This is a genomic window from Roseateles puraquae (assembly GCF_002205845.1).
GTDB lineage: Bacteria > Pseudomonadota > Gammaproteobacteria > Burkholderiales > Burkholderiaceae_C > Pelomonas > Pelomonas puraquae.
This window is the reverse complement of the sequence record NZ_NISI01000002.1, coordinates 524379-536931: the sequence shown is the minus strand read 5'-3', so window position 1 is coordinate 536931 and position 12553 is coordinate 524379. Positions and strand designations below refer to the sequence as shown.

The following is a 12553-nucleotide window of genomic DNA, read 5'->3' as shown; positions in this document are numbered from 1 at the left end:
CTGGTGAGGGGCGGCGCAGCCGCGCCACCCCTGGCCCGAGGGCGAAGGGACGAAAGCGAAACGCGCCGAGCTTACTGGCCCAGCAGCGACTTGACCGCCGCCTCCAGTTGCTGGTCCTGCCCCGCGTCCAGCCGCGCCTTGTCCTGCGGCACGACCACGTCTGGCGTGATCAGCGCCCGCTCCATGTACTCGCCGTTCTTGGCCCGGAAGCCCACCTGCGGAATGCCGAAGTAGGTGGCACCATCCTGCATCGTCTCCCACCAGACCGCCGTACCCGTGCCGGCCACCGGCATGCCGATGAGCTTGCCAAGCCCCAGATGCTTGTAGGTCCACGGGAAGAGGTGGGCGTCGGAGTAGTTGCTCTCGCTGATCAGCACGGCCGAGGGCTTGGTCCACTTGCCCACCGGCTCCCAGCCCAGGTTCTGGCCGCGCGGCACGAACTCCAGGTACTGCTTGCCCGACAGCAGCGTGGCCAGCTCGTCGTGGAGGTTGCCGCCCCCGTTGAAGCGGGTGTCGACGATCAGCGCCTCCTTGCCGCTGGCTCGGCCCAAGGCATCGGAGAAGGTCTGACGGTAGCTGCCGTCGTCCATGCCGCGCACATGCACATAGCCCAGCCGGCCGCCGGAGAGCTTGTCCACCAGCGCCCGCTCCTGGCGCACCCAGCGCTTGTAGAGCAGCTCGTTCTCGGCCTGGCGCGTGATGGCCTTGAGCGTCTGCTCAAAGCGCTTGCCGGTGGCCGGGTCGCGCACACCGAGCACCACCTGCTTGCCGGCCTTCTGGTTCAACAGCGAATCGAACTCCGCCCCGGCGGCAATAGTGGCGCCGTCGATGGACTCGATGATCATGCCGGCCTTGACCTGGCTGCTGGCCGTGTCCAGCGGCCCGCCGCCGATGACCTCGGCCACCTTGGCGCCTGCACCCGTGTAGGCGTCGTCATAGAACACGCCGAGCGACGCGGTCGCATCGCCGCGCGGCTGCGGCCGGTAGCCCGAGCCGGTGTGCGACACGTTCAGCTCGCCCAGCATCTCGCTGAGCAGCTCGGCGAAGTCCTGGCCATCGGCCACGAAAGGCAGCTGGCGCTGGTAGACGGCGCGGTAGCCGGCCCAGTCCACGCCGCCCATGTCGGCCACGTAGAGCTTCTCACGCGTCTGGCGCCAGGCGTGCTCGAACATCTGCGCCCATTCGGCCGGGCGGTCGACGGTCAGCTCCGCCGTGAACTTCACGCCCTCGGTCTTGACCTCGCCCTTGCCGTCGTCACCCGGCACCTTGAACTTGTGCACGTGGCCGCCGGCCAGCACGAAGCCGTTGGCGCCCTTGGCATCGAGCACCAGGCTCACGCTCTCCTGACGCCCGCCGGGCAGCGCCGCCACGCGGTGGCCGTCCTTCTCGCGCAGGCGCACCTGCCAGAGCTCGAAACCGTCGTCGGCCTTGGTGACGTAGAAGAGCTGCTCGCCGTCCGGCGTGAGCACGTAGTCGCGGATGTCACCCGAGGCGGTGCTCAGGCGAGCGATACGGTCATCCAGGCCCTCTTCCTCGACCACGACCGGCTTGGGTGCGGGTTCGTCCTTCTTGTCCGCCTTCCCATCGGCCTTGGCATCGGCTTTCTTCTCTGCCTTCTTGTCGGCGGGCTTGGCGTCCTTCTTGTCGTCGTCCTTCTTGCCTTCGTCTTTCTTGTCTTCTTCCTCGCGCGCCTTGAGCTGCGCGAACTCCGCCTTGTCGAGCTGGTAGCGGTCGAAGGCCGCGCGGGTCAGGAACATGCCGAACACGTCCACGTCGCTGCGCGCGCCGCCGCCATTGCCATGCAGGCCCTGGCGGTCGCTGGCCCAGATGACCATCTGGCCCTGGCGGGCGAACACCGGGTGGAAGTCTTCGTAGCCGCTGTGCGTGAGGTTGCGCAGCTTGCCGCTGCCGTCGGCCGGCACGAGGCCGACCTCCTGGCTCCAGCGGTTGCGGTCGACGAACTGCACCAGCAGGCTCTTGCCGTCCGGCGCCCACTCGAACCACTGGTCGCCGTCCTCGTAGGAGTAGTTCCAGTCGGCCGACAGCACCTCGCGGGTCTTGCCCGAAGCCACGTCCAGCACGTGCAGGGCCGCGCGGTCCTGCAGGTAGGCCACCTGCTTGCCGTCGGGCGAGTAGCGCGGCTGGAAGTTCTGGTGCGTGTTCTTCAGCAGCACCCGGGTGCTGACCCGCGGCGCATTGAAGAAGCTGGGCACCTGCTTCTTGTCACCTTCCAGCGTCGCCTCGCACAGGCTCCACTGGCCACCGTCCTCGCAGGCGTAGAGCAGCTTGCGGCCGTCGGCGCTGAAGCTCACCGAGCGCTTCTGGCCCGGGCCCTCGGTGATGCGGCGGGTGTTGCCGAACTCGGCCGAGGTCACGAACACCTGGCCACGCACCACCACGGCCACCTCGCTGCCGTCAGGGCTCACGGCCATGTCGGTGGCGCCGTCGGTCAGCTTGAGCTGCTGCACGCGCGGCGCCAGCGCATCGGCGCCGATGCTCAAGGCCAGCTTGCGCGGCTCGGCGTTGTCACCGGCCATGGTGTAGAGCTCGCCGTCGAAGCCGAAGCTCAGCGTGCCGTTGGCCGCCACCGACAGGAAGCGCACCGGGTTCTTCGTGAAGTGGGTGATCTGGCGCGCCGCCTCGGGCTGGCCCACCGGCATCTTCCAGACGTTGAAGGAGCCGCTCTTCTCGCTGAGGTAGTAGATGGCCTGCTCGTCGGGCGACCACACCGGGTTGCGGTTCTCACCGCCCGAGTTGGTGAGCTTGCGGTGCTGCCCGGTCTGGGCGTCCCACAGCCACAGGTCGTGCGCCACGGGCGAGATGTGGTGCTTGCGCTGCTCGCTCTCGTAGCCCTTCCAGTCTTCGTAGACGAACTGCGTGCCGGCCTTGTTGAACTGACCCGCCAGCGCCGGGGCACTGAACACCCGCTGCGGCCGGCGGCCCTCTTCGATGCTGACGCGGTAGAGCTCGCTGAGCGCGGGCGACGGGAAGGCCATGCTGGTGGGGGCGTCCTGGCGCTGGGCCGAGAACAGCACCGAGCGGCCGTCCGGCGCGAAGGCGATGGGCGTCTCGGACGCGGAATGCCGGGTAAGCCGGCGTGACGGGCCACCCTCGGCCGACACCAGGAAGACGTCCTTGTTGCCATAGGTGTCGGCCGCATAGGCCAGCAGCCGGCCATCGGGCGACCACACCGGTGCGCTGGTGTGATGGCCGTTGGCCACCAGCAGCCGCGCCGGGCCGCCCGCGGTGGGCACGAGGTAGAGGTTGCCCTGGAAGGTGAAGGCCAGACGCGAGCCGTCCGGCGAAATGCTCGACTGGCGCAGCCACAGCGGCTGGGTCAGCGGCCCGAGCGGCACCTCAGCCGCGAAGGAAGGCAGGGCCAGGGCCAGCGCGAGTGCCGCGCCTGCAAGCTTGAAACGCATGTCGAGGGTCCGTAGTCTCAGATGCACCCCAGTCTAGGAGCGACCCGGACCCGGGCGGAAAGTCACCACAGCTTGCCGTCAGCTTCGGCAGCCTGCGCAGCTCACAGCCGGCGGTGCCCCAGCGCCGGCAATTGCTCGCGCACCTGGGCGATGCGGGCGGCATCGATCTCGGCGACGACGACGCCTTCCCCCTCGGGCAGCTCCGCCAGCACCTCGCCCCAGGGATCGACGACCATGCTGTGCCCCCAGGTACGGCGGCCGTTCGGGTGCCGCCCACCCTGGGCCGGTGCGATCACGTAGCACTGGTTCTCCACCGCGCGGGCGCGCAGCAGCAGCGACCAGTGCTTCTCGCCCGTCGTGTAAGTGAAGGCCGCCGGCACCGCGAGCAGGTCGGCCCCGGCATAGGCCCGGAACAGCTCGGGGAAGCGCAGGTCGTAGCAGACCGACAACCCGACCCGCACCCCCTCGGCCTCGAACTGCGTCGGCTCGCTGCCGGCTTCCAGCACGCGGCCCTCGTCATAGCTCTCACGGCCGTTGTCGAAGGCGAACAGATGGATCTTGTCGTAGCGGGCCACGCGCTCGCCGCCGGGCGCGTAGACCAGCGTCGAGTTGCGCACCCGGTCTGCCACCGCCGCGCGCAGCGGCAGCGTGCCGCCAATGATCCACAACCCCAGCTCGCGCGCCGCCGTGGCCAGCATGGCCTGCATCGGTCCGTCGCCATCGGTCTCGGCCACCGCGAGCTTGTCGCGGTCGTGCTGGCCCATCAGGCAGAAGTACTCCGGCAGCGCGGCGAGCCGCGCGCCCTGGGCGGCAGCGTCTTCGAGCAGGCGGCGGGCGGTGGCGAGATTGGCGGCCACGTCGGGGCCGGAGACCATCTGGAGGGCAGCGACTTTCATGCCCCGCATGCTAACGAGGCTGCCGCCCGTGCATCAGGGCGCGCTCGCGCCCGCGCTGCCGGCCTTGGCTGCCGCGGCCGGCGCCGCCGGCTCGACCTTGTCGACCTTCTCCACCTTGGGGTCGTCCCAGGTGCCGGTGATGTGGAACTCGCGGGTGCTGGCCGCCGCCACCGGGCGGCTCAGGATGAGCTGGGCCAGGAAGGCGCCCAGCGCCACGGCGGGGTTGATGGCCGCATACGCGAGCGAGGCGCCGCCCGCCGAGACTTCGGGCACCACGACCACGCGCAGGGTCTGCGTCTCGGCGGCCAGGTCGGTACTGCCTTCCACCAGCACCGCCGCCTGCAGGCCACGGATGCGGATGTTGTCGCTGCGGGCCACGCCCGCGGCGATCTTCACGTCACCGGTCACACCGTCGAAAGTGAAGCCTTCGGCGAACACATCACGGAAGTCCAGCAGCAGCCGGCGCGGCAGGGACTGCAGGCTCAGCACGCCCAGCAGCCGGCCGACGCCGGGCTCGGCCTTGAGGAACGTGCCGGTGTCCAGCTGCACATTGAGCTGGCCGGACATGCTCGGGTAGTGAGGCGCCAGCGGCGAGCCGTTCCAGCCGACCTGGCCCGCCAGCGTGCCCTTGCCACCGCGCAACACCTGGCCCTGGCCGAGGCGCTCCAGCAGCTTGCCGGCATCGGCGATGTCGAGCTTCCAGTCGAGCTGGGTGCGGCGCGCCGGGCCGGCCTCGCTCCCCCAGCGGCCGCTGGCCTGCAGCGTGGCCTCGGGGGCCTGGAGTTCGAGCTTCTGCAGCTTCCAGTCGCGCGCGGCCGCCGGCGCCTGGGCCAGCACCTGCAGCCGCCCAAGGCGCTTGCCGCGCAACTCGAAGTCGTCGACCTCGATGTCCAGCGAAGGCAGCGGGCCGCTGCCGGCATCGGCCTTGCCCGGGTCGATCAGCTCCGTGACCGAGTCAACCTCCTGCCGGGGCAGCGACAGCCGCGCCAGCCGCGCCTGCACCGCCTCGATCTGGCTGCCGCGCACGCCGCGCAGCTCGATGCGGCCGGCAATCTGCTCGGCATCGACATTGATGCGCCAGTGCGGGCCGTCGCGCGCAATCATGGCCGAGGCGCGGCCGAGCTGGCGGCCGCCCACCTTCAGGCTCTGGCTGCGCAGCGCGATCTGGCTGGGCATGAGGCCGGCGTCGTCGGCCTCGGCCGTGCCATTGCCGCCCGCGCTGCTCGCGGCCAAGCCCCCCAGGCGCTGCTGCCAGGCGTCCAGGTCGAGCGATGCCACGTTCACCTGCAACAGCACGCCGCTGGCGGGCAACGCGGGCAGCTTGTCCTGCACCGCCAGCGCGCCGCGCAGCACCTGCGAGCTGGCGCCCGAGATGTCGCGCTGCAACTGGGCCTGCAGCAGCGGCGCCGGCCCGCTGCCCACCTCCAGGCGCAGCTCGTCCCGGCCGGCGCCGGTGGGCGTCATCAGCAGCCTCAGCGGCAGCACCGCCTCGGCCTCCTTGCGCCCGGGTGCGGGCAGGTCCAGCGCCAGGCCCTGCAAGTTGCTGGTGACGCTCAATTCGCTCTGCCCGTTGGCGGGAATGGCGAGCTGGAAGCGGTAGGCCGCCTGCCCGCTGGCCGCCTGGGCGAGCCGGGTCACGGCGCCGAGTTCGGTGGCGCGCCGCAGACCCTCGGCCGTGGCCTGGCCCTGCACGGCAAAGCGAAGTGAGCCGTCGCGCTGCGTGCCGCCCTCGATGCCGGCGTCACCGCCCAGCAGCCGGGCCGTCACGCCACTGAGCTGCAGGCCGCGCCGGTCGAACTCGATGCGGCCGCGCAGGCCGGCCAGCGGCGGCAGCTCAGGCCGCAGCTTCACGTCCACGCCGCCGAACTGCAGCTGGCCCTTGAGCGTGGTCTGGTTGGTGTCGTCCAGCGGAATGGCCAGGCCCAGCTTCAGCGCCACGGGCCCCTGAGCGGTGCTGGTGCTCAGCGCATGGCCGAGCCATTCGTCCAGCGGTGAGCCGCGCACGAAGCGCAGCAGGTCGCCGCCCGCCCCGCGGCCATTGCCGTCCAGCTGCAGCACGCGCGCCCGGTGCAGGTCCTGGATGCCACCGTTGACGCCGCTGAGCTCGTAGCCCAGCACCTTGGCCCGGCCGTCCTTGATGGCCATGCCGCCGCGCTCGAACACCAGCTCGGCGTCCACGGCCTCCATGGCCGGCCAGTTCGTGCCCACGTCGCTGGGCGGCACGTAGGCCAGGGTCACACCCCGGGCCTGGGTGGCCACGCGGAAGACGCCCGTGGCGTGTGGCGCATCGAAGGGGAAGTCGGCCAGCTCGCCCTTGATGCGCACCGTGGTGCTGCGCGCCTCGCCACCCAACAGCGCACGCGACAGATAGCTGCGTGTGGCCGGCAACCAGACCGGGATGTAGCGCGCAACCCGGGTCGCGTCGACACGCGCCGCCCGGCCGCTCAGGTCGAGGTAGCCAGGCGTGGTCGCGCCAGCGGCGCGCCGCCACGTGAGGTCGAACTCGCCGCTCAGGTCGGGGGTCTGCAGCTGCAGGTCGCGCAGCTTGAGCTCCACCTCGCCCGGCGACTTGGCCGTGGCCTGCGGAAACTGCCACAGCATCTGGGTCGAGAGCCGGGTGATGGGCAGGCGTGGGTCTTCAAACAGCCCGGGCAGCTCGACCTCGCCGTCGTGTACCGCCAGGCGGGCCGAGCCGCCGCGCTCGCTGGCGTCCAGCTCAAGGCTGGCGCCCCGCAGGCCGGGGCGGCCGAGCTGGTCGGCCTGCTCACTGGCCTTGGCGGCCAGCGCCAGCCCGTCAAGCTGGGCCTTGACCCGGTAACTACGAGGCGCGTCCAGCGCGCCCTGCCACTGGCCGCTGAGGGCCGTCAGCACGCCCTGGGGTTCCAGTTCGGCCAACAGCTGATGGGCCCGCTCGCCCAGCGGCAGGCGTCGGGCGATCTGGGCCATCAAGGCGAAGTCCAGGCGCTGGGCATTGACGTCGCCCCCCAGCACTGTGTCATCCGGGCCGAGCTGCAGGGAGACGCCCCAGTCCGAGCGCGGCCAGGTCACGCCGTCGCCGCTGACGAAGCCGAGCTGGTAGGCGCGCAGGCTCAGCCGGTCCTTGGCCCGGGCCAGGTCCAGGCGGCCTTCGATGTGGTCCAGGTCGAGCTCGGGGCCGGAGGCCAGCAGCTTCAGGCGCACCGCGCGCAGGGCCAGATCCAGCGTGGCGCCGACCGGCTGGCCGTCCTTGATCTGACCCCAGGCCCGCACCGCGCCGTCGCCCTCGCTGAGCTGGAAAGGCAGGTCGACATGCCGGCGCAGCTGGCTCAGGTCGGCGCGGGGCAGCTCGGCATAGACCTCGCCGCTCCAGTGCTGGAACTCGCCGGGGCGCTTGAGCAGGCTCTGCGTGAATTTGCCGCGCACCGAGAAGCGCTGCCCCCAGTCGGCCGGCGGCGTGGCGTCCAGCCGCAGCGCATGCCGGCGCAGGCCGTTGCGCATCAGGAAGTTCAGGCCGGAGAGTTCCAGCGGCCGGGCATCGGCGCGCCGCTCGTCGACCCAGCGCACCCGGCCGTTGATGATGGCCAGCTCAGGCTGGCTGAACAGCCAGTCCATGCCGGCCTCGGTAGTACCGGTGTCGGCCTTGCCGGCGTCGTTCAGATCCAGACCGGCGAAGAAGATGCGCCCCTGGGCGTCACGCCGGATGATGAGCTCGGGCGCGTCGATGCGCAGCTGGGCGAACCGTGGCTCCAACACCAGCAGCGACTGGGCGGACAGCACCGCCGCCACCCGCGGCAGGCGCAGGGCTGGCCGGCCGGCAGGGTCGAGCACCTGCACGTCGCCAAGCTCCATGCGCGGCATCCAGCCCCCGGATTCGACCGTGATGCGGCCGATGCGCAACTGCAGCCCCAGAGTCTTTGAGGCTTCCTTTTCCAGCCAGGGCCGCCAGTCGTTGGCGTGCGGGAGAATCACCCAGTGCAATACGGACCACGCCACGACCCCGAGGGCCCAGACCAATGCCAGCAGCAGCAGCGCCCAGCGCAGCGCCTGCCAGCACAGGCGCAGGGGCCAGCGTGAGACGCGGTTGCAATGGTGGAGGGCGGCCGAGAAGAAATCAGACACGGTGTCTTGAGGCACGTGGAGAACCGGCCGGCAGGCAATCTAGCACAGGCATGAAAGATCACCCCTACCGGCTTCGCCGGCCCCTCAAGGGGCGCCGCCTGTGGCCCGGCAAAGCCGGTGCCACGGCAGCTGCTTGGAAATACCAGGAATGCGATTGACCGTTTCAGCCGATCACAGCCGTTACGTACAGCGGGTGCGCCGCCGCTATGCGGCCGAATTGGCCCTGCTGCCGCCCGGCCTGCCCGACCGGGCGGTCATCGGCGCGCTGATCGACACCTTGCTCGCAACCCGCCCCCTGGCCAGCAGCCTGCGCGTGGCCCGCCACCTGGTGCTGGAGCGCCTGGCCGTGCTGGACGTGGAGCAGGCCGCGCCGGTGGAGCACATCACGCTGGCCATGACCCACCTGGCCGAGGTGACGCTGGACCGCGCCTTGACCGCCGCGCGCCTGGAGCTCGACGAGATCCACGGCGCCCCGCAGACGCCCGACGGCACCGACATCGCCTTCTGGGTGCTGGGCATGGGCAAGCTCGGGGCGCGCGAGCTGAACGTGTCCTCCGACATCGACCTCATCTACGTCTACGAAGACGACGGCGCCACCCACGGCCCCCGGCCGGTGACGGCGCATGAGTACTTCACCCACGTGGCCAAGCGGCTGTACGCGCTGATTGGCGACGTGACCGACGACGGCCAGGTCTTCCGCGTGGATCTGGCGCTGCGGCCCAACGGCAAGAGCGGCCCGCCGGTGGTCAGCCTGCCGATGCTGGAGGAGTACTTCCTGGTGCAGGGCCGGGAGTGGGAGCGCTTTGCCTGGCTGAAGAGCCGCGTGGTGGCGCCGCTGGCGGGCCTGGGCGCGCCCGGCGACCCCCGCACCCAGGCGCTGCGCCACCTGGTCACGCCCTTCGTCTACCGCCGTTATCTCGACTACGGTGTGTTCGAAGGCCTGCGCCAGCTGCACGCCAAGATCCGCAGCGAGGCCAAGGCCCGGGCCGCCGGCCGGCCCGAGCGGGCGAACGATGTGAAGCTGTCGCGTGGCGGCATCCGCGAGATCGAGTTCATCGTGCAGCTGCTGCAGGTGGTGCGAGGCGGGCAGTTCCCGGAGATCCGCACCCGCTCGACGGTCAAGGCCCTGGCCCAGCTCGCTGCCGGTGGGCTGATGAAGCCCGAGACCGCGCAGCGGCTCACCGACGCTTACATCTTCCTGCGCCGGGTGGAGCACCGCATCCAGTTCCTGGACGACCAACAGACCCACTGCCTGCCCCAGGGCGACGCCGACCTGGCCTGGATCGCCGCCTCCATGGGCCTGGCCTGCAGCCGCGAGACCTGTGAGCTCTTCGAGCAGCTCGGCGAGGTGCGCGAGCTGGTGGCCAACGAGTTCGACGCGCTGCTACACGAAGGCGGCAAGCCCCAAGGCAGCTGCAAGGGCGGCCAGTGCGGCGGCCCGAAGCCGGCGGTGGATGGCGAGGACTTCCTGAACGGCCTGCCGCCCGCTTTGGCCAGCGCGGTGCGGGCACTCGCCGAGACCCCGCGCGTGCAGGGCCTGCGCGAGGAATCGCGCCAGCGCCTGGCCAAGCTCTTCCACCGCGCCGCCCAGGCCGTGGAGGCCGAGGAATGCTCGCTGGACGCTGCCCTGCGTTTCGTCGACTGGGTCGGCCCGCTGCTGCGCCGTGAAAGCTACCTGGCCCTGCTGGTGGAGCGCCCGGCCGTGCAGCAGCGCCTACTGCGCCTGCTGGGCCTGGCGCGCTGGCCCATGCGCTACCTGATGCAGCATCCGGGCGTCATCGACGAGCTCGCCGACCCGCTGCTGCTGACCGCCCGCTTCGACCGCGAGGCCTTCATCGCTGACCTGCTCGACCGCGAGCAGGGCTGGGCCCGCAGTGGCGAGGCCGACGAGGAGGCCCTGCTCGACACCCTGCGCCGCGCCCACCATGCCGAGGTCTTCCGCACGCTGGTGCGCGACGTGGAAGGCAGCATCACGGTCGAGCAGGTGGCCGACGACCTCAGCCTGCTGGCCGACGCCGTGCTGCAGATCGCCATCCAGTGGGCGTGGAGCCGTTTCAGCAAGGCCCACCGCCCCGACCCGCGCCTGGCCGTCATCGCCTACGGCAAGCTCGGCGGCAAGGAGCTGGGCTACGGCGGCGACCTGGACGTGGTGTTCGTGTTCGATGACGACGACGAGAACGCCGCCGAAATCTACGGCGCCTTCGTGCGCCGCCTCATCACCTGGCTGACGCTGCGCACCGCGGCGGGCGAGCTGTTCGACATCGACACCGCGCTGCGCCCCAACGGCAACTCGGGGCTGCTGGTCACGTCGCTGGCCCATTTCGAGGCTTACCAGACCGGCCGCGGCAGCAACACCGCCTGGACCTGGGAACACCAGGCCATCACGCGGGCGCGCTTCTGCGCCGGCGAGACCTCCATGGCCGCACGTTGCGAGAGCGTGCGCCGCCAGGTGCTGACCGCCCCGCGCGATGCCGCCGCGCTGCGCCAGGAAGTGCAGGCCATGCGCGAGAAGGTGCGTGCGGCCCGGCCGGTGCGGCCGGAGCTGTTCGACGTGAAGCACAGCGAGGGCGGCATGATGGACGCCGAGTTCGCGCTTCAGACCCTGGTGCTCGCCCACGCAGCCGCTCACCCGGAGCTGCTGGACAACCTGGGCAACATCGCGCTGCTGCAGCGCTGCGAAGCCGTCGGCCTGCTGCCCGTGGGCGTGGGCGTGAGCGCCGCAAACGCCTACCGCGAGCTACGCCGGGTGCAGCACAAGGCCCGGCTGGACGAGCAGTCCACCGCGCTGGATGCCGAAGCGGCGGCGCCGCTGGCGGCGCACCGCGCAGCCGTCAGGTCGCTCTGGCAGGCGGTGTTCGGCTGACCGGCCCGGTCAGGTGCGCACTTCGCCCTGGCCCAGCACCACCCACTTCATCGACGTCAGCCCCTCCAGGCCCACCGGGCCGCGGGCGTGGAACTTGTCGGTGGAGATGCCGATCTCGGCACCCAGCCCGTACTCGAAGCCATCGGCAAAGCGCGTGCTGGCATTGACCATCACGCTGGCCGAATCCACCTCGCGCAAGAAGCGCATCGCGTTCGGGTGGTTCGTCGTGAGGATGGCATCGGTGTGGTGGGAGCCATAGCGGTTGATGTGGGCGATGGCTTCGTCGAGGCTGTCGACCACCTTGATGCTGATGATGGGCGCGAGGTATTCGGTCGACCAGTCCTCTTCGGTTGCGGCCACGGCGCCCGGCACCAGGGCCAGGGTGCGCGGGCAGCCGCGCATCTCCACGCCCTTGGCGCGGAAGACCTCGGCGATGCGCGGCAGGAAGGCACGCGCCTGGGCTGCATGCACCAGCAGCGACTCGGTGGCGTTGCAGGGGCTGTACTTCTGGGTCTTGGCGTTGTCGACCACCTTCACGGCCAGGTCCAGGTCGACCGCCTCGTCCACATAGCTGTGGCAGTTGCCGTCCAGGTGCTTGATGACGGGCACGCGGGCTTCGCTGGCGATGCGCTCGATCAGGCCCTTGCCGCCACGCGGGATGATCACGTCTACCCACTGCGGGCGGCTGATGAGCAGGCCCACGGCGGCACGGTCGGTGGTGTTGACCAGTTGCACGGCCGCGGGCGGCAGGCCGGCCTCGGCCAGCGAGGCCGCGACCAGTTCGGCCAGCGCGAGGTTGGAATGCAGGGCCTCGGAGCCACCACGCAGGATGCAGGCGTTGCCGCTCTTGATGGCCAGCGACGCGGCCTCGATGGTCACGTTGGGCCGGCTCTCGTAGATCATGCCGAACACCCCCAGCGGCACCCGCATCTGCCCCACGCTGATGCCGGTGGGGCGGCGCTTCACGCCCGTGATCTCGCCGATGGGGTCGGGCATGGCGGCGATCTGCTCGCAGCCTTCGGCCACGGTGGCCAGGGTCTTGGCATCGAGCTTGAGCCGATCGCGCAGCGGGCCGCTGAGCTCGGCCGCGCGGCTCAGGTCGCGGGCATTGGCCTCGGCCAGGGCCGGGCCGGCCTCGCGCAGGCGCCGGGCCAGGGCCAGCAGCGCGGCATTCTTGGCGGCCGTCGAGGCGGCGGCCATCTGCGTGGCGGCCGCGCGGGCGGCGCGGCCGAGGTCGTCCATGTAGGCGGCGAGGTCAGCACTCATGCCGCGAT

General features: G+C 71.0%; 5 protein-coding genes. 1 reads left to right on the top strand and 4 read right to left on the bottom strand.

Annotation, left to right across the window (positions count from 1 at the left end; translation table 11 throughout):
- Nucleotides 1-71: 71 nt before the first annotated feature.
- The 3 genes from CDO81_RS09505 to CDO81_RS09495 all read right to left on the bottom strand — a co-directional run bounded on the left by CDO81_RS09505 (nucleotide 72) and on the right by CDO81_RS09495 (nucleotide 8416).
- On the bottom strand, nucleotides 72-3422 hold the full coding sequence (locus tag CDO81_RS09505; protein WP_088482932.1) for a S41 family peptidase: 3351 nt from the start codon (nucleotides 3420-3422) through the stop codon (nucleotides 72-74).
- 101 nt (nucleotides 3423-3523) lie between these two features.
- A complete protein-coding gene (locus CDO81_RS09500) occupies nucleotides 3524-4318 on the bottom strand; it encodes a carbon-nitrogen hydrolase family protein (RefSeq protein WP_088482931.1) in 795 nt (264 codons plus the stop codon).
- 33 nt (nucleotides 4319-4351) lie between these two features.
- Nucleotides 4352-8416 (bottom strand): YhdP family protein, encoded by a 4065-nt coding sequence (locus CDO81_RS09495; protein WP_158218217.1) that lies wholly within the window; start codon nucleotides 8414-8416, stop codon nucleotides 4352-4354.
- Nucleotides 8417-8564: 148 nt separating this feature from the next.
- On the opposite strand from CDO81_RS09495, the gene glnE reads away from it, so the two are divergent.
- Entirely contained in the window at nucleotides 8565-11279 is a 2715-nt protein-coding gene (gene glnE / locus CDO81_RS09490; RefSeq protein WP_088482929.1) for a bifunctional [glutamate--ammonia ligase]-adenylyl-L-tyrosine phosphorylase/[glutamate--ammonia-ligase] adenylyltransferase, read from the top strand.
- A 9-nt stretch (nucleotides 11280-11288) separates the two neighbouring features.
- Here the strand turns inward: glnE and CDO81_RS09485 are convergent, their stop codons facing one another.
- Nucleotides 11289-12545: a glutamate-5-semialdehyde dehydrogenase gene (locus CDO81_RS09485; RefSeq protein WP_088482928.1), complete on the bottom strand. Its 1257-nt coding sequence runs from the start codon at nucleotides 12543-12545 to the stop codon at nucleotides 11289-11291.
- Nucleotides 12546-12553 lie beyond the last annotated feature (8 nt).